This window comes from Amedibacterium intestinale (genome assembly GCF_010537335.1).
Classification (GTDB): Bacteria; Bacillota_I; Bacilli_A; order Erysipelotrichales; family Erysipelotrichaceae; genus Amedibacterium; species Amedibacterium intestinale.
The window spans coordinates 444,206-461,448 of record NZ_AP019711.1; the positions used below are offsets into that span (position 1 = coordinate 444,206).

Sequence of the window (17,243 nt, forward strand, 5' to 3'; positions counted from 1 at the left end):
TAAAAATTGAATATTTTTAAAAATTAAAGTACAATAGCTACGATAGAAAGAGGGAAGTTTATGAAAATAACATCTTTAACAAATGCCAAAGTAAAACAATGGTCAAAATATAAAGAAAAGAAATACAGGGAAATTGATAAAAAGTTTTTAATTGAAGGAGAACATCTTTTACAAGAAGCACATAAAGAAGGTTTGATTGAGTGTGTAATAAGTGTAGAAGAAAATACTTCGTGGGATATGTATGAACACTATGAAATTACTTCGGATATAATGAAGAAACTATCTTCTAGTGTTTCTGGAAGCAATATTATGGCATTATGTCATTACCCAGAACAAAAAGAAACGTATGGAAAGAAAATTATCATACTAGATGATGTACAAGATCCTGGTAATTTAGGCACAATCATACGAAGTGCGTTGTCTTTTGGATATGATAGTATTATCTTGTCAAAAGGATGTGCAGATGTATATAATGAAAAAGTTATTCGTTCTACACAAGGTGCATGTTTCCATATTCCGGTATTTCGAAAAGATTTACAGGAAGTTCTTACTGATTTTAAACAGCAGGGCATAGCAGTCTATGGAACTGCTTTAAAAAATGCAATAGATTTACAGGAACTTGAAGTTAAATCGCCATATGCCTTTGTTTTTGGCAATGAAGGACAGGGAGTAAGTCAAGGGATTTTAAATAGATGTGATAAACTTGTGAAAATTGAAATGGAAACTTTTGAATCTTTAAATGTAGCAGTTGCGGCAGGTATATGTATGTATACATGCAATCATTAACGATATAAAAATTGATATGAATCTATGTTTCGATAAAAAACAGATGATCAATGAGAACTAGTTCCATTACCATCTGTTTTTTTATATGGAATACAATAAAAAAACTGTGATTTATCAGAGAAGTAATTTTCTCTTATTCATCACAGTTTCTTTTTTATTAAGGACGTTTAACGATAACTGCTGTACCTTGACCTCCACCAATACATAGAGAAGCAAGTCCAAGTTTAACATCACGTTTAACCATTTCATGAATTAAAGATACTAGGATACGGTTACCTGAAGCCCCAACAGGGTGTCCTAAAGCGATAGCTCCACCGTTTACATTTGTTTTAGCCATGAATTCTTCACGGTCAATGCCATGTTCTTCAACTAATTCGTGGATAACTCCTAATGACTGAGCAGCAAATGCTTCGTTAAGTTCTACTAATTCAATATCTTGTAATTTTAAATCAGCATAGTTCAAAGCATTACGAATTGCTGGAGTAGGTCCTAATCCCATTGTTAATGGATCAACACCACCCTGTCCAATTCCAATAATTTCACAAATTGGAGTAAGATTATATTTTTCAACAGCTTCTTCGCTAGCTAATAAAACAAAGCTTGCACCATCATTGATACCAGAAGCATTACCTGCTGTTACTGTACCATCTTTAATGAATGCTGGACGAAGTTTAGCGAGTTTTTCTGGAGTAGATTTACGGTTAGGGTGTTCATCTGTATCAAAGATAACAGTTTCTTTTCTAAGTTTTACTTCCACTGGTACAATTTCATCTTTGAAACGTCCGCCATCTACTGCAGCGATAGCTTTCTGCTGAGAAGCATAAGCAAATTCATCTTGCATTTCACGAGTGATATTGTATTTTTTCGCAATATTTTCAGCAGTTACACCCATGTGGATTTTGTGTTTAGCATCTGTTAATGCATCATAAATCATGTGGTCTGTAACTTTGAAATCTCCCATTTTGTTTCCTGTACGAGTATTTGCAGGAATTAGGTAAGGAGCACCTGACATAGATTCAACACCACCGGCAATAACGATATCGTTAAAACCAGTTTGAATAGACATAACACCTTCCATTACTGTTCTTAAACCAGAACCACAAACCATATTTACAGAATGTGCACATACAGTTTCAGGAATACCAGCTTCCAATAAAATCTGACGAGCAATATTCTGTCCAAGTCCTGCACCTAAAACGTTACCGCAAATTAATTCGTCAACGTTTTCTGGAGCTACTTTGGCATCTTCCAATAAAGCTTTAACAACAGTTGTACCTAAATCAAGAGGAGATACAGTTGTTAAAGATCCTAGAAAGCTACCGATAGCGCTACGTTTAGCACTGATTACATAAGTTTTTTTCATATTCTTCTACCTGTCTTTCTTTTATGTGTACGTAGTTGTTACGTATTTCACACCATTATGATAGCGAAAAAAGATTTGTATGTCAACATCTTGTGAAAAAAATAATTAGTGAAATTCCATATATTTTCATTGTTATAAAAAAGTAGATTTCGTTATGTTTTATATTATAAATTATATAGAAAACAATAAGTACACGGTAAGAATTTAAAAAAATAAAAACTTGTTAAATTTTTAACAAATGTATTGACTACTGGCAGATAAAGGACTACAATGAGAAGTGGATTATGGGTTCCTTCCAGGAATTACATTTATAAATCCTATACTAGTTCAAGTAAATTCAAGGAGAGGAGAACACTTATGGACTTCATGTTAACAGAACAACAACAAATGATGAAGAAACTATTCGCTGAATTCGCTGAAAAAGATGTAAAACCTCTTGCAGCAGAAGTTGACGAAGATGAACGATTCCCACGTGAAAACGTAGAAACAATGAAAGCATGTAAAATGCTTGGTATTCCATACCCAAGAGAATACGGTGGTGCTGGAGCTGATTATTTAAGCTATATTCTTGCAGTAGAAGAATTAAGTAAAAAATGCGGTACAACAGGAGTTGTATTATCCGCACATACATCATTAGGTACTTGGCCAATTTTTGCATTCGGTACTGAAGAACAGAAACAGAAATATTTGCCAGACTTATGTACTGGTGAAAAATTAGCTGCTTTTGGATTGACAGAACCAAATGCTGGTACAGATGCTGCTGGTCAGCAGACAACTGCAGTGAAAGATGGAGAAGACTACATCTTAAACGGTACAAAGATTTTCATTACAAATGCTGGTGAAGCTGATGTATATATTATCTTTGCGATGACAGATAAAACGAAAGGTAACCATGGTATTTCTGCATTTATCGTAGAAAAAGGTATGCCAGGATTTACTGTTGGACAGCACGAAAAGAAATTAGGTATTCGTGGTAGTGCAACAAGTGAATTGATTTTCAACAATGTGCGTTTGAGTAAAGACCACCTGTTAGGTCAGGAAGGAAAAGGATTTAAAATTGCCATGATGACACTGGATGGTGGACGTATTGGTATCGCTGCTCAGGCATTAGGTATTGCACAGGGTGCGATTGATGAAGTTGTTCCTTATGTAAAATCTCGTAAACAGTTTGGACGTGCTATTTCAAAATTCCAAAATACACAGTTCCAGTTAGCTGATATGCAGACAAAAGTAGATGCTGCAAGATGGCTGGTTTATGATGCTGCATGTAAAAAACAGGAAGGAAAACCTTACTCTGTAGAAGCTGCAAAAGCAAAATTATTTGCAGCTGAAGTAGCTATGGAAGTTACAACAAAAGCTATCCAGTTAATGGGTGGATATGGTTATACTCGTGATTACCCAGTAGAAAGAATGTTCCGTGATGCAAAAATCACTGAAATCTATGAAGGTACATCTGAAGTACAGCGTATGGTTATCGCTGGAGCAATGTTGAAATAGTAGGAAAGGAATGAAGATCATGAAAATTATCGTTCTTGTAAAACAGGTACCGGATTCAACTGAAATCCGTGTTGATAAAGTAACTGGTACATTGATTCGTGCCGGTGTTCCAAGTATCATCAATCCAGATGATTTGGCAGGTGTTGAAGAAGCACTTAAAATTAAAGAAACAACAGGGGCAACTGTTACCGTAGTTTCTATGGGTCCACCTCAGGCTAGTGGAATGTTGAAAGAATTGTATGGTCGTGGAGTTGATGAATGTGTATTGATTACTGACCGTGCATTTGCTGGTGCAGATACTTGTGCTACTTCTAGTACACTTGCTGCTGCAATCGAAAAACTTGGTTATGACTTGATTATTGCAGGTCGTCAGGCAATCGATGGAGATACTGCACAGGTTGGTCCTCAGACTGCAGAACGTTTGGACATTCCTCAGGTAACTTATGTTGATAAAATCATTGATATCAATGATGAAAAAATTACAGTAAGAAAATCATTGGAAGAAAGTGAAGAAATCATTGAAGCTAAACTTCCATGTCTATTAACTACTTTAAGTGGAATGAACTCTCCTCGTTACATGAACTGTAATGACATCGTTGATTCTTTCTCCAAAGAAGTAAAAATCATGACATTCAATGATTTAGGTATCGCTGCAGAAAAAGTTGGTCTTGCAGGTTCTCCAACAAAAGTACATCACACATTTACAAAAGATGTAACTGCAGAAACTGAAACTTATGAACTGCCAGCTGCTGAAGCTGCAAAACTAATTGCGAAAACATTGAAAGAAAAACAGATTATTACAAAATAGGAGGAGAAGAACAATGGCTAAATTTGAAGGATACAAAGATATTTACGTATTCGTTGAACAAAGAAATGGCGTTATTGCCAATGTTGGATACGAATTGATTTCCGAAGCTAGAAAATTAGTGGCTTCCATTCCTCACATGGGATTTAAAGTTGTTGGTGTTTTACTTGGACATAACATCAAAGATCAGGCACAGACTGTTATCGCACATGGTGCTGATAAAGTTATCGTAGCTGATGATGCTATGCTGGAAGGATACTCTACACAGTTTTATACTGATACATTAACGCAGATTATCAATGAATTTAAACCAGATAGTTTCTTAACTGGTGCAACGGTATTAGGTCGTGATTTAGCACCACGTGTTGCTGCTCGTTTGAATGCTGGTTTAACTGCAGATGCTACAAAAATTGAAATGGACCCTGAAAAGAAAGATGAAGCTTTACTTTTGGTAACTCGTCCAACATTTGGTGGTAACTTATTTGGTACAATCATTTGTCCAGATACTCGTCCACAAATGGCTACGATTCGTCCAAACGTATTCTCTATGGATGCTCCAGATGCATCAAGAAGTGGAGAAGTTATTGAATTTACTCCAAAATTTGAAAATACAGATGCAAAAGTTGTTGTAAAAGAAGTTATCGCTAAAGTGGTAGAAGGTATTGATATTACAAAATGCGATATTCTTGTAGGTGCTGGTCGTGGTGCTGAAGACTGCTTAGATATGGTACAGGCTGTAGCTGATGAATTAGGTGGAGCTATGTGTGCTTCTCGTGCAGTAGTTGATGATGGATTTGCATCTAAAGATATTCAGGTAGGACAGACTGGTAAGACAGTACGTCCATCTCTATACATTGCTTGCGGTATTTCAGGTGCTTGTCAGCACGTAGCTGGTATGGAAAAATCTGATATGATCATCGCTATCAACCGTGATCCTCAGGCTGAAATTTTCTCTATTGCCAACATGGGATTTGTAGGTGATGTAAAAGAAATTCTTCCTTTATTGAAAGAAGAAATTATTGCTGCTAAAAAAGCATAACATTAGTTGAAACAGAAAGGGCAATGCCCTTTCTGTATAATAAAAAAAAGGAGATATGAACATGAAAAAAGTTGGTGTAATTGGTGCTGGAACAATGGGACAAGGTATCGCAAATGCATTTGCTACAAATGGTTATGATGTAACTGTATGCGATATTAAATTGGAATGGGCACAGAATGGTATTAATAAAATTGGTGCAAAACTTGACAAATTAGTTTCAAGAGAAAAAATGACTGCTGATAAAGCTGGTGAAATCAAAGGAAATCTAAAAGCTGGTGAATACAGTGATTTAGCTGACTGTGATTTAGTAGTTGAAGCTGTACTTGAAATTATGGAAACGAAAAAAGAACTGTTCTCTACTTTAGATGGTATCTGCAAAGATTCTTGTATCTTTGGTACAAACACTTCTTCTTTATCAGTTACTGAAATTGCTAAGGGAATTAAACACCCAGTTATCGGTATGCATTTCTTTAACCCAGCGGATCGTATGAAACTGGTTGAAGTTATTTCTGGAATTAACACTCCAGCAGAAACAAAAGAAGCAATCATTGAAATTTCTAAATCATTAGGAAAAACTCCAGTTGAAGTTGCAGAAGGTCCAGGATTTGTAGTAAACCGTATTCTGATCCCTATGATCAATGAAGCTGCTACTATTTTACAGGAAGGTATTGCTTCTATTGAAGATATCGATACTGCTATGAAACTTGGGGCTAATCATCCAATGGGACCATTGGCTTTAGGTGACTTGATTGGTCTTGATATTGTAGTTGCTATCATGGATGTTTTATATGCTGAAACTCACGACAGCAAATATCGTTGCTGTACATTATTAAGAAAAATGGTTCGTGGTGGAAAACTAGGTCAGAAAACTGGTGTAGGATTCTACGACTATTCTAAATAAGAAGTCTTTTAAGTAACGAAAGTGAATCTATAATTTCACATGACTACCATTGAAATTGTGGGTTCACTTTTTTAAAAATGTTTAAGGAAGGAAGATACACATGGAAACTATTTTAGTAAATGTAGAAGCTCATGTAGCTACGATTACAATTAACCGTCCAAAAGCTTTGAATGCTTTAAGTACACAGGTATTAACAGAATTAAATACTGCTTTGGATGAAGTAAATGAAAATAAAGATGTATATTGTGTGATTATCACAGGTGCAGGAGAAAAATCTTTTGTAGCTGGTGCTGATATTGCAGAAATGAAAGACAAATCAGTAGAAGAAGCTGCTGAATATGGAAGATTTGGAAATGCTGTATTCCGTAAAATCGAAACTTTCAGATGTCCAGTGATTGCCGCTGTTAATGGATTTGCATTAGGTGGTGGATGTGAACTTGCAATGAGTTGTGATATTCGATTAGCAAGTGAAAATGCTGTTTTTGGACAGCCAGAAGTTGGTTTAGGGATTACTCCAGGATTTGGAGGAACACAGCGTTTAGCTAGAACTGTTGGTGTAGGTATCGCTAAAGAAATGATTTATACTGCACGTAACATCAAAGCACCTAGAGCTTATGAAATTGGTTTAGTTAATAAAGTAGTACCTGCTGAAGAATTGATGGCAACTGCAGTGAAAATGGCAAATGGTATTGCAGCGAATGCACCAATCGCAGTAGCTTATTCTAAAAAAGCAATTAACAATGGTTTACAGACTGACATTGATAGTGGTATTGCCATTGAAGTAGAAGAATTCTCTAACTGTTTTGCTACGGAAGATCAGACATATGGAATGACTTGTTTCTTAGAAAAAGCAAAAGAAAAGACTTTCTCTAACAAATAGTATTTAATATAGATATACTTATACATTGTTAGGAGGTAATCATTTTGAGTAAAGTAATTAGCTTGGAGCAGGCTGTTTCTATGATTCCTGATGGAGCTACCTGTGGTATTGGTGGATTTATTGGTTCAGGACATCCTCAAGAATTTTCAGTAGGTATTGAAGAATCCTTTTTGAAGAGTGGACATCCCAATAATCTAACCATTATGTTTTCAGCCGGTATTGGAGATGGAACTGACAAACTTGGTCTAAATAAACTAGGGCATGAAGGTTTGTTAAAAAGAATTATCGGTGGACACTGGGGATTGATTCCTGCATTGCAGAAACTTGTATTTGAAAATAAAGTAGAAGGATATAATCTTCCACTTGGAACCATTTCCTTGTTGTTTAGAGATATTGCTGGACATCGTCCTGGAACAATTACAAAGATAGGGTTAAAAACATTCATTGATCCTCGCTTGGAAGGGGCAAAAATGAATGAAAGAACAAAAGAAGATTTAGTTGAACTTATGGAAATTGATGGGGAAGAATGGCTTCGTTATAAACCATTCCCTGTTAATGTTGCCTTGATTCGAGCAACATATTGTGATGAAGATGGAAATGCAACTATGGATAAAGAAGCTGCTACTTTGGATTCTTTGTCTATTGCACAGGCAGCTAAAAATTCAGGCGGTATTGTATTACTGCAGGTAGAAAAGGTAGTACAGAATGGTACATTAGACCCAAGAAAAGTAAAGATTCCTGGAATTTATGTAGATGGTATTGTTGTTTCTCGTCCTGAAAATCATTGGCAGACATATGCTGGACAATACAATCCTGCATTGTGTGGGGAAGTAAAAGTACCAGTAGATTCTATTGCACCTATGGCATTAAATGAAAGAAAGATCATTTGTCGTCGTGCCGCAATGGAATTAGATCCAGATGCAATCATTAATCTTGGTATTGGTATGCCAGAAGGAATTGCCAATGTTGCAAATGAAGAAGGACTTCCTGGTTTGAAACTTACAGTAGAAGCTGGTGGAATTGGCGGAGTGCCAATGGCTGGAACTGCATTCGGTACTTGTACGAACCCAGATGCTATTATTGATCAGCCATATCAGTTTGATTTCTATGATGGTGGAGGACTTGGACAGGCATTTTTAGGACTTGCAGAATGTGATCGTTTTGGTAACATCAATGTTTCTCGTTTCGGACCTAAGATTGCTGGATGTGGAGGATTCATTAACATCACACAAACAGCACCTGTTGTTGTTTACTGTGGAACATTTACTGCAGGTGGGTTAAAAATTTCTGTAGAAGATGGCAAACTGCATATTCTTCAGGAAGGTCGTGTAAAGAAATTTATTAATGATGTTGAACAAATTACGTTTGCGGCTGAATACGCAACACAAACAGGACAGAAAGTTATGTATATTACAGAACGTGCTGTATTTGAACTATTAAATGGAGTGTTGACGTTAACGGAAATAGCGCCAGGAATTGATCTTGAAAAAGATGTATTGGCGCATATGGAATTCAAACCTGTTATTGCAGAGGATTTGAAAGAAATGGACGCAAGATTGTTTGCTCCAGAAATTATGGGATTAAAAGAAAATTAGGTACAAAGACAGCGATAATGCTGTCTTTTCCATTTATTTACCAAAAAAGACAAATCTATTTTGTATTTTAGAGGAAATGTTATTATATAGATAAGATATGACATATGATGTCATATATGATGGAAAAAACAAGTGGAGATATAAAATCTGTGAGATTTGTTTTGGAAGTCAATCGTCTTTTGTATCTTGGAAAATAAATACTTCCCAATGCTTCACAAATTGCATGTGGAAACAAAAGACAAAGAAAAATACAGCTGTTGAAAAGAAAACGACAGTTGTATTTTTTTATGTATTTCACGTATAATATTACCTATAAAGGAGATGGAAATGATGTATAGTTTTAAAAATGATTATAGTGAAGGTGCACTGCCTGCTATTATGGAATTGTTAAATAAAAGCAATTGTGAACAGACAAATGGATATGGTGAAGATTATTTTTGTGAAGAAGCAAAAAAGAAAATAAAAGACAGATTGCAATATAAAGCTTGTGATGTACATTTTTTAGTAGGAGGAACACAGACAAATCTTACCGTTATAGCAAGTGCATTGCGTCCATATGAAGCTGTTATTGCAGCAGATACAGGACATATTAATGTGCATGAAACAGGAGCTATTGAAGCGAGTGGACATAAAGTTTTAACAGTAAAAGGTACAGATGGAAAAGTAACAAGTGAAGCAGTCAGAAAAGTTGTTTTAGATCATGAAGATGAACACATGGTGAAACCTACTATGGTCTATATATCAAATGCTACAGAAATAGGTACAATGTATTTAAAAGAGGAATTGCAGGAATTGTATGCTACCTGCAAAGAATTAGGTCTTTATTTGTTTATGGATGGAGCAAGACTTGGCAGTGCACTAATGGCACAGAATAATAATATCACATGGGAAGATCTTTGTTCATTATGTGATGTCTTCTATATTGGTGGAACAAAAAATGGAACACTTTTTGGAGAAGCACTTGTAATTGTAAATGAAGAATTGAAAAAAGACTTCCGCTATATGATCAAACAAAGAGGAGGACTTCTTGCAAAAGGAAGACTTTTAGGAATTCAATTTCTTGGCCTTTTTGAAAATGAAAATTTTGAAAAGGCTGCAAAGCATGCAAATAACATGGCTGGAAAGTTGCAAAATGCATTTATACAAAAAAAGATACCATTGTTTATATCTACGACAACAAATCAGATATTTCCTATTTTAACTAATATACAAATGGATATACTTTCAAAAAAATACGCATTTCAGATTTGGGAAAAGCTGGATAATGAACATACTGCAGTTCGTTTTGTGACTTCCTGGGCGACGAAAGAAGAAGCTGTTGAAGAATGTATACAAGATATTTTACGCCTGGAAGCTTAAAAAGCAAAAATCAAAAAAACACATCGGAATGATCTGGTCCCTGTCAAGTGGACACACTAAATAAGTAAAATTTATTACCCAATTGGCATCATGCTGATTGGGTTTTGTTTTTGAGTGACTCCTTATATTTTGCGATTCTTGGATTAAATGCGATTGGATAATGTTTTGGTTTTTCATTATTGATAGCTTCTATTCTTACTTCCATTGGTGCTTTTGAATCAAATCTCGTTTGATAACGTTGATGATTATAGAAATCGATGTATTTGCTAATTGCTTCCACCAAGCTCTCTTTATTATGGATATCATATATCTTATACATTTCTGTTTTAATGATTCCCCATAGACCTTCTGTTGGACCATTATCCAGACAACACGCTACTCTTGACATGGACTGCGTCATTCCTTGTTCCTTCAGCTTGTGCTGGAATACCGGGCTTGTATATTGAAAACCCCGATCTGAATGAAATAGCGGGTGAGCATCTGGATTTAGCTTGATTGCTTGATTGAAGGTGTCTAACACAAGTGCATTATCATTTCGATTACTAATAGACCATGCGATAATAGAACGATCATACAGATCGAAAAATGCACTAAGATATAGTTTTTCTTGCGAATGTGGGACTTTGAACTCCGTTACATCGGTTGTCCATTTTTCATTTGGTCCAGATGCTTCAAATTCTCGGTGGAGTATATTCTCAGCTTTTTGATTCAGCTTGTTTGAAACCGTACAACAGGTTCTTTTTCCTCTGATTGCAGAATGAATCCCAAGAATCCTCATTATTCTACGAACACGTTTCGTATTATAGTGCTTATTATATTTACGATTGATGAAGATACGCATTCTGCGATAACCTAAAATCCCACCATATTTCTGATGATATTCCATGATGATTTCTGCTAGTTTCATATCTTCCTGTTCATTGGCTGTAATAGAGCGATTCAGCCATTTATAATAGGCTGAACGTTTAACACCTAATCGTTTGCACATCCAGCTGATACTATATTTCTTTGCTTCATGAAGTTCTCTGATAGCTAAGTATTTCGCTTCGTTTTTCGTTTTGGAGAATACCGCCTCCTTTCGATTTCCTGTACTTTTTTTAAGAGCTCATTCTCCATTTCCATTTCCTTAAGCTGATGCTCAAGAAGTTTTACCTTACGTTGCAGTTTCTCTGTTTCGCTTAGCTGTTCTTCAGTCTTGTGCTGTCCGCGACGATCGATAAGACCTTCCTCTCCAGCTGATAGATATTTTCTAACCCATTGATATATCTGCGTGTATGAAATATCAAATAGTTCAGCTGTCTCCTTATAATTCTTGTTGTGTTCCAAACAGTAATTTACGATTTTAATACGTTCTTCTTTTGCTGTTTTTCTGCTGCGATCTTTCATATAAACCTCCGGCTTAGGATCATAATCCTTAAGTTCTTCAAGGTTATTATACTTCTTAATCCAGCTTCTGACAGTACTGTATGAAGGAATTTCATATTTGATGGCAATATCTACGAGAGAACCTTCTCCTGCAAAATATGCTTGAACTACCTGTTGTTTGAACTCTTTAGTATATTTTGCATTATGTGTTTTATGGTTGAAACATCTAGGTCCCAATGACTGATACATCTTTATCCATGTACTTATTGTCTTCTTATCGATATTAAAATCATTGACAAGCTCTCTTACACTTTTCTCTCTGTTTAAATATTGTTCACAAATATATACTTTTTCTTTTGTTGATAACTTTGGCTTTCTTCCCATAGAAAAATCCCACCTCCATAGATACACGTTTGTTTATTTCGTGTGTCTACTTTAGTGGGATCATATCAGAATTGAAAAGGATGTGTTTTTTTTAACTCTAGTTTATGTTGATATTTATATTTTTACTAATAGATTCTTTTGTGATGTTTTATAGATGAGCATTGTTGTTATTGTACAAAGGAAAATTAATAAGATAGTTAGAAGCAGCAGACTATTTAAAGGATAGACATATATAAAATAATATAGGGTGTTAGGAATGATATTCAAAAGTGCTTTGATAATCATCGTACCGATACTTGAAATGCAAATGTAATAGAAACCTTCATATAGTAACATTTTAAATAGTTGTTTGTTTGTCATTCCAATTGCCTGCAGGATTGCCAATTCTTTTTTACGTGTTTCTGCACTTGTGATGAATATATTGATAATTTTGAAATTAAAACTAGGGATTTTAATCAATAGATTCTGCTATTGAAACGTAAATGGTTTTACGTTGTAGTATGCCAATTTATAGTTTTAGAATACAGATAATGTCTTTGTTTGAAGAATAAGGTTAAATTTTTTTATTTATAGATAAAGAAAATAGACAAATAAGAGAAAAAGCAATAAAATATACATAAAAAAAGAGGTGCTTTATGAAAAAAAGAATAGTATTGATGATATTGTTATGTATATTAATTAGTGGTTGCTCTTCAAAAGGAAAAGATGAAGTTTCTAAAAACAATTATTGTGATGATAATGCAGGAATCTGTGGCTTTGAAAATAAAAATGACAATCTAGTGGATACGGATTTTATGATGAAAATTTCTATGGAAGAGGCGATTCATAAAATGTCTGAAAAAGAAACGGCTGTATTTTATTTTGGTTATCCAGATTGTCCATGGTGCAAAGAAGCAGTTCCAATCTTAAAGGAAGTTGCTAAACAATTTCATGATAAGATATACTATGTGCAAACAAGAGACAGTCAAAAAGAATTGTTATATACAGATGAAGAAAGAAAAGAGTTAAGCTTATATCTGAAAGATTATATGAAGGAAGATGAAAGTGGAGATTTGAAGTTATATGTGCCACTTGTTGTTCGTATTGAAAATGGAAAAGTGGTGGATGGTCATTTGGGGACAGTAGAGGGTCATGATGCTCATGAAAGAAAAATGAATGAGGAAGAGAAAGAAGAGGTTATGCAGATTTATAAAAAAATTGTATTAAAGGGGGATAAATAATGAATAACAGAGTAAGAAACTTAACATTAACAGCTTTATTTTTAGCTCTTGGTTTAATTTTGCCAAGTGCATTTCACATATTTGGTCCATCAGCCGGCTCTGTTTTTTTACCTATGCATATTCCTGTTTTGTTATGCGGCTTTATTTGTGGACCAACATATGGAGCTTTATTAGGAGTAATCACGCCTTTGATAAGTAGTTCTTTAACAGGAATGCCAGTTTTAATGCCTACTGGCGTTGCGATGATGTTTGAATTGATGACGTATGGTTTTATAAGTGGAATGCTCTTGAAAAAGATTAATATTTATATCGCATTACCAATAACAATGTTGTTGGGACGTGCTGTGAGCGGTATTGCAAACTTACTTTTATTAGATTATTTAGGGAAACCATATGCATTGGAAATATTTTTAACAACAGCTTTTGTAAAAGCGATACCAGATATTGTATTACAATTGATTTTAATACCAATGCTTGTTAAAGTTGTACAGCATTTACAAGTAAAGCATAACGATAATTAGTTGGATCTGTTCCAGATCCTTTTTATGTGTATAACACAAGTATTTTGTAAATAAAAAGGCCTAAAGGCCTGTGTAAAGGTTATAAAAGATATTAGGATTATTCACTTATAAATGTGATTTTACCATTATCTAAAGACTGAATGCGAGCTAGGGAATAAACACTATATCCGAGTTCTTCCACTTTTTTTCTTCCACTCTGAAATGCTTTTTCTATAATAATAGCAATACCGCACAATTCAGCTTGGGCTTCCTCTATAATTTTTATAGCTCCAATGCATGCTTCGCCATTCGCCATAAAATCATCTATAAATAAAACTTTGTCATCTTGGTGTAAATATTTTTTGCTGCATGTGACAGTATAGTCTTTGTTTTTTGTAAAGGAATGGACAAGTGTTTGATAACACTCATCAGTTGTTATTTTAGATGGATTTTTTTTCAAATAAACAACAGGAACATTAAGTAAATAACCTAAAAATAAACTTGGTGCAATTCCACTAGTTTCAATAGTTACAATTTTTGTGATAGTTTTATTTTGAAAGTGATTTTGTATGTCTTTAGCCAATTCCATCATTAGTTTTGGGTCTATTTGATGGTTGATAAAAGCATCTACTTTTAAAACATCTTTATTGATTGCTTCGCCATATGTTTGAATATAATTTTCTAACAGCTTCATACTTCTACTCCTTTTTTGTACAAAGAATATTATAACGCATATAAATACAGAAAATAAAGAACAAATTTATTAAAATCAATATTTGATTATATTTTTATAACAATATTGTGTTAATTGAAAAGAATACATTGAAACATGTAACTATACTTGATATCATATTACCCATGAGGTGGATATATGAAAAAAAGATATGCTAATTTATTGCTTATGGTGGTAACAATCATTTGGGGAGGAGGTTTTTTGGCCACGGATGGTGCTTTGGAAACGATTTCTCCTTTTTATGTAATGATGATACGATTTTTAGGTGCGTCTATCTTCCCTTTGGTTTTGGGCTGGAAGAAATTAAAGAAATTGTCTGCTTTACAAATTAAGCAAGGAGTTATAACGGGATTTTTTTTATTTTTCGCATTTGCATTTCAAACATTTGGGCTGGTGTATTCTACACCAGGTAAAAATGCATTTTTGACAGCAACAAATGTGGTGTTTGTGCCATATTTGTTATGGTTTATTTATCATAAAAAACCGACTAGAAAAGAAATCTTTGCGAGTATGATCTGTGTTATAGGAATTGCATTGTTAACATTGAAACCGAATGCTTTGTTTCTAGGGTTAGGAGATATTCTTTCTATAATATGTGCGGTGTTTTTCGCTTTGCATATTATTTCTCTTGAAAGATATGGAGCACATACGGATGCAATTTGTATGACAGCTCTTCAGATGATAACGGCTGGAATTATATCTAGTGTCTGTGCATTTTTATTTGAAACAGCTCCAAGTACGATTCCTTTACGTGCTATGGGTAATATTGCGTACTTGATTTTCGTATCTACATTGCTGGCATACTTATTGCAGACATATGCACAAAAATTTACAAGTGCAAACAGTGCATCGCTAATTCTTTCTATGGAAGCTTTGTTTGCATCATTATTTTCTTATTTGTTGTTACACGAAGTGATGACACCATTGATGATGTTAGGAGCAATTCTCATTTTCCTAAGTGTGATTTTTCTGGAATATAGACCTAAAAAAAATAAAAATATCAAAAACTGACATTTTTTTTGAGCGTTTTTTATTAGAATGAAAGTGGTGATTATATGTCTTATATTTATCCATTAAATCCCTGCTTTTATGAAGTGTTTGAAAAATATCCAATATTACTTAAGCAGATTATGGGGATGGAAAAGGAACAGAAGGAAATGATTTTGATGACTATAGATGCAAAATCATTTGTTAAATCTTTACAAAGTTTCTTATCTAATGAAATCATATGTTATGAAGATGATTGTATTTGTTTTGAAGATAGTATAGAGAAAAAAAGGTATTTTCTTTATATAAAAGAGGGGGTATTTTATACGGAGGATAATAATAATCCATGTATAGAGTGTATTAAAAGAAAGTATCCCTACTCTGTAATGGTGTAGTAAATTGTTTTTTTTATAAAACTATTGTAAATTTTCAATAAAAATAGTAAAATAGGTTTGCTGTTAGGAGGAATCATATCTATGGATTTTTTGACTTCAATAATGTTTACTTTAGTAGGTTTAGTTATAGGAGGCTTTCTTGGTTTCTATTTCACAAAGAAAAAATTTGAGAAAGAATTAAAAGAAAACCCACCAATTAATGAAAAAATGATTCGTGCAATGTTTTTACAGATGGGAAGAAAACCTTCTGAAGCACAAATTAAGCAAATAATGAAATCAGTTAATGCAAATAGATAATAAAAATACGGGAAACCGTATTTTTTGTTTACAAATTATAACAGTATTGTAAGATTGGTTAAAAATGATTATGTTATAATACACATGAGGTGTATTCTTTATGAAAGTATTAAAAAAGAGCTTAACATTTATTTTTGTGCTTTTGTTAATGTGTGGTGTTTTTATTTTGGGTGTTGGATATATGAATTATAGAAAGGTAATCAAAGAAACACCGATTAAAGAACAGGTAAGCGAAATAAGAAGTAATGAGAATTATGTAACATTAGAAGAAGTTAGTCCATATTTAATAAAAGCAACTGTTGCCATAGAGGATCATCGATTCTATGAACATGGAGGTGTTGATTACATTTCAATGTTACGAGCACTAGTTCAAAATGTTATATCTAAAGGTATTGTGGGAGGAGGAAGCACCATAACTCAGCAATTGGCAAAAAACATGTATTTTGATTACAGTGCGAATTACATACGGAAAGTTAGTGAATTGTTTGTTGCGTATGATTTAGAAAAACAGTTGTCAAAGGATGAAATTTTAGAGCTGTATCTAAATATTATAAATTATGGTGATAATCATATAGGGATACTGGAAGCAAGTCAGGGATACTTTTTAAAAAATCCAAGTAAATTAACATTGGATGAAGCAAGTCTATTGGCAGGATTGCCACAATCTCCAAGTAATTATCAATTAAGTAATCATTTGGATGCTGCACGAAATAGACAAAAATATGTATTAGAAGCAATGGTAGAATATGGTTATATTGATAAAAGTGAAGTCTATAGTTTAGAAAACGATTAAAACAAGAGCTAATAATTTTATATTTTGTTCTATGTAACTGCATATCGCTAAGTAGAGAAAAATAAAAAAATCCTGATGCTTTGTTTGAAGGAAGAGTGTTCCGTATTGAGTTTGATGCAGGAATTGATGATGTATTTATAATGTAGGAAAGAAAGATATTTGTTTTTTGTGATAGAGTAATAGTGTTCATAGAGGTTTCTTTTATAATGTGTGTAAACTTTATAATATGACATCTATGAACTTTTTTCATTTCTTAGAGAGGGTAGAGGAGCGCAGTGGTTAGGTATAAATGTTAGCTTTTATATCCCTAACTTAATTCCAGTTTTATTTTACAACCTTTGGCA

General features: G+C 33.8%; 18 protein-coding genes and 1 pseudogene. 14 read left to right on the top strand and 5 right to left on the bottom strand.

Annotated features, from left to right (window positions below):
* Positions 1–60: 60 nt before the first annotated feature.
* Positions 61–786 carry a TrmH family RNA methyltransferase gene (locus A9CBEGH2_RS02240; protein ID WP_118277088.1) on the top strand — a complete coding sequence of 242 codons (726 nt, stop codon included), beginning with the start codon at positions 61–63 and terminating at the stop codon, positions 784–786.
* Positions 787–943: 157 nt separating this feature from the next.
* On the opposite strand, the gene A9CBEGH2_RS02245 is transcribed toward A9CBEGH2_RS02240, so the two are convergent.
* Positions 944–2,149 (bottom strand): acetyl-CoA C-acetyltransferase, encoded by a 1,206-nt coding sequence (locus tag A9CBEGH2_RS02245; protein ID WP_115714618.1) that lies wholly within the window; start codon positions 2,147–2,149, stop codon positions 944–946.
* Positions 2,150–2,506: 357 nt separating this feature from the next.
* Here A9CBEGH2_RS02245 and A9CBEGH2_RS02250 point away from each other — a divergent pair, with 357 nt between their 5' ends.
* The 7 genes from A9CBEGH2_RS02250 (at position 2,507) to A9CBEGH2_RS02280 (ending at position 10,225) form a co-directional block, all read left to right on the top strand.
* Complete coding sequence (locus A9CBEGH2_RS02250) at positions 2,507–3,646, top strand: acyl-CoA dehydrogenase (protein WP_118277089.1); 1,140 nt, start codon at positions 2,507–2,509, stop codon at positions 3,644–3,646.
* Between the two features lie 19 nt (positions 3,647–3,665).
* Complete coding sequence (locus tag A9CBEGH2_RS02255; protein ID WP_118277090.1) at positions 3,666–4,454, top strand: electron transfer flavoprotein subunit beta/FixA family protein; 789 nt, start codon at positions 3,666–3,668, stop codon at positions 4,452–4,454.
* Between the two features lie 13 nt (positions 4,455–4,467).
* Entirely contained in the window at positions 4,468–5,490 is a 1,023-nt protein-coding gene (locus A9CBEGH2_RS02260; RefSeq protein WP_115714621.1) for an electron transfer flavoprotein subunit alpha/FixB family protein, read from the top strand.
* 61 nt (positions 5,491–5,551) lie between these two features.
* A complete protein-coding gene (locus A9CBEGH2_RS02265) occupies positions 5,552–6,391 on the top strand; it encodes a 3-hydroxyacyl-CoA dehydrogenase family protein (protein WP_118277091.1) in 840 nt (279 codons plus the stop codon).
* A gap of 100 nt (positions 6,392–6,491) precedes the next feature.
* Complete coding sequence (locus A9CBEGH2_RS02270; protein WP_115714623.1) at positions 6,492–7,271, top strand: short-chain-enoyl-CoA hydratase; 780 nt, start codon at positions 6,492–6,494, stop codon at positions 7,269–7,271.
* A gap of 44 nt (positions 7,272–7,315) precedes the next feature.
* Positions 7,316–8,866 carry an acyl CoA:acetate/3-ketoacid CoA transferase gene (locus tag A9CBEGH2_RS02275; protein WP_118277092.1) on the top strand — a complete coding sequence of 517 codons (1,551 nt, stop codon included), beginning with the start codon at positions 7,316–7,318 and terminating at the stop codon, positions 8,864–8,866.
* 330 nt (positions 8,867–9,196) lie between these two features.
* A complete protein-coding gene (locus tag A9CBEGH2_RS02280) occupies positions 9,197–10,225 on the top strand; it encodes a threonine aldolase family protein (protein ID WP_163104178.1) in 1,029 nt (342 codons plus the stop codon).
* Positions 10,226–10,313: 88 nt separating this feature from the next.
* Here the strand turns inward: A9CBEGH2_RS02280 and A9CBEGH2_RS02285 are convergent.
* The 3 genes and pseudogenes from A9CBEGH2_RS02285 to A9CBEGH2_RS02295 all read right to left on the bottom strand — a co-directional run.
* Positions 10,314–11,264 (bottom strand): annotated as a pseudogene (locus A9CBEGH2_RS02285) (IS3 family transposase); the annotation flags it as partial.
* Positions 11,258–11,974, bottom strand: a complete 717-nt coding sequence (locus tag A9CBEGH2_RS02290) for a helix-turn-helix domain-containing protein (protein ID WP_115714512.1) — start codon at positions 11,972–11,974, stop codon at positions 11,258–11,260. The gene A9CBEGH2_RS02290 and the pseudogene A9CBEGH2_RS02285, both read right to left, overlap by 7 nt.
* A gap of 114 nt (positions 11,975–12,088) precedes the next feature.
* Entirely contained in the window at positions 12,089–12,433 is a 345-nt protein-coding gene (locus tag A9CBEGH2_RS02295) for an FtsX-like permease family protein (RefSeq protein ID WP_118278021.1), read from the bottom strand.
* Positions 12,434–12,609: 176 nt separating this feature from the next.
* Here A9CBEGH2_RS02295 and traF point away from each other — a divergent pair, with 176 nt between their 5' ends.
* Positions 12,610–13,194: a DUF6568 family protein gene (gene traF, locus A9CBEGH2_RS02300; RefSeq protein WP_118278020.1), complete on the top strand. Its 585-nt coding sequence runs from the start codon at positions 12,610–12,612 to the stop codon at positions 13,192–13,194.
* A complete protein-coding gene (locus A9CBEGH2_RS02305) occupies positions 13,194–13,715 on the top strand; it encodes an ECF transporter S component (protein ID WP_163104179.1) in 522 nt (173 codons plus the stop codon). The genes traF and A9CBEGH2_RS02305 overlap by 1 nt, the downstream gene beginning before the upstream one ends.
* Positions 13,716–13,812: 97 nt before the next feature.
* Here A9CBEGH2_RS02305 and A9CBEGH2_RS02310 read toward each other — a convergent pair whose 3' ends face one another.
* Positions 13,813–14,388 carry a xanthine phosphoribosyltransferase gene (locus tag A9CBEGH2_RS02310; RefSeq protein ID WP_118278018.1) on the bottom strand — a complete coding sequence of 192 codons (576 nt, stop codon included), beginning with the start codon at positions 14,386–14,388 and terminating at the stop codon, positions 13,813–13,815.
* A 177-nt stretch (positions 14,389–14,565) separates the two neighbouring features.
* On the opposite strand from A9CBEGH2_RS02310, the gene A9CBEGH2_RS02315 reads away from it, so the two are divergent.
* The 4 genes from A9CBEGH2_RS02315 (at position 14,566) to A9CBEGH2_RS02330 (ending at position 16,899) form a co-directional block, all read left to right on the top strand.
* Positions 14,566–15,438 carry a DMT family transporter gene (locus A9CBEGH2_RS02315; protein WP_118278017.1) on the top strand — a complete coding sequence of 291 codons (873 nt, stop codon included), beginning with the start codon at positions 14,566–14,568 and terminating at the stop codon, positions 15,436–15,438.
* A gap of 44 nt (positions 15,439–15,482) precedes the next feature.
* Positions 15,483–15,809 carry a hypothetical protein gene (locus A9CBEGH2_RS02320; protein ID WP_115714631.1) on the top strand — a complete coding sequence of 109 codons (327 nt, stop codon included), beginning with the start codon at positions 15,483–15,485 and terminating at the stop codon, positions 15,807–15,809.
* An 81-nt stretch (positions 15,810–15,890) separates the two neighbouring features.
* Positions 15,891–16,106 (top strand): YneF family protein, encoded by a 216-nt coding sequence (locus A9CBEGH2_RS02325; protein WP_115714632.1) that lies wholly within the window; start codon positions 15,891–15,893, stop codon positions 16,104–16,106.
* Positions 16,107–16,206: 100 nt separating this feature from the next.
* Complete coding sequence (locus A9CBEGH2_RS02330; protein WP_118278016.1) at positions 16,207–16,899, top strand: transglycosylase domain-containing protein; 693 nt, start codon at positions 16,207–16,209, stop codon at positions 16,897–16,899.
* Positions 16,900–17,243: the final 344 nt, after the last annotated feature.

Bases quoted from the DNA above. Each gene is read 5' to 3' on its own strand.
- A9CBEGH2_RS02240 (WP_118277088.1), top strand. From the start codon at position 61: ATGAAAATAACATCTTTAACAAATGCCAAAGTAAAACAATGGTCAAAA.
- A9CBEGH2_RS02245 (WP_115714618.1), bottom strand. From the start codon at position 2,149: ATGAAAAAAACTTATGTAATCAGTGCTAAACGTAGCGCTATCGGTAGC.
- A9CBEGH2_RS02250 (WP_118277089.1), top strand. From the start codon at position 2,507: ATGGACTTCATGTTAACAGAACAACAACAAATGATGAAGAAACTATTC.
- A9CBEGH2_RS02255 (WP_118277090.1), top strand. From the start codon at position 3,666: ATGAAAATTATCGTTCTTGTAAAACAGGTACCGGATTCAACTGAAATC.
- A9CBEGH2_RS02260 (WP_115714621.1), top strand. From the start codon at position 4,468: ATGGCTAAATTTGAAGGATACAAAGATATTTACGTATTCGTTGAACAA.
- A9CBEGH2_RS02265 (WP_118277091.1), top strand. From the start codon at position 5,552: ATGAAAAAAGTTGGTGTAATTGGTGCTGGAACAATGGGACAAGGTATC.
- A9CBEGH2_RS02270 (WP_115714623.1), top strand. From the start codon at position 6,492: ATGGAAACTATTTTAGTAAATGTAGAAGCTCATGTAGCTACGATTACA.
- A9CBEGH2_RS02280 (WP_163104178.1), top strand. From the start codon at position 9,197: ATGTATAGTTTTAAAAATGATTATAGTGAAGGTGCACTGCCTGCTATT.
- A9CBEGH2_RS02290 (WP_115714512.1), bottom strand. From the start codon at position 11,974: ATGGGAAGAAAGCCAAAGTTATCAACAAAAGAAAAAGTATATATTTGT.
- traF (WP_118278020.1), top strand. From the start codon at position 12,610: ATGAAAAAAAGAATAGTATTGATGATATTGTTATGTATATTAATTAGT.
- A9CBEGH2_RS02305 (WP_163104179.1), top strand. From the start codon at position 13,194: ATGAATAACAGAGTAAGAAACTTAACATTAACAGCTTTATTTTTAGCT.
- A9CBEGH2_RS02310 (WP_118278018.1), bottom strand. From the start codon at position 14,388: ATGAAGCTGTTAGAAAATTATATTCAAACATATGGCGAAGCAATCAAT.
- A9CBEGH2_RS02315 (WP_118278017.1), top strand. From the start codon at position 14,566: ATGAAAAAAAGATATGCTAATTTATTGCTTATGGTGGTAACAATCATT.
- A9CBEGH2_RS02320 (WP_115714631.1), top strand. From the start codon at position 15,483: ATGTCTTATATTTATCCATTAAATCCCTGCTTTTATGAAGTGTTTGAA.
- A9CBEGH2_RS02325 (WP_115714632.1), top strand. From the start codon at position 15,891: ATGGATTTTTTGACTTCAATAATGTTTACTTTAGTAGGTTTAGTTATA.
- A9CBEGH2_RS02330 (WP_118278016.1), top strand. From the start codon at position 16,207: ATGAAAGTATTAAAAAAGAGCTTAACATTTATTTTTGTGCTTTTGTTA.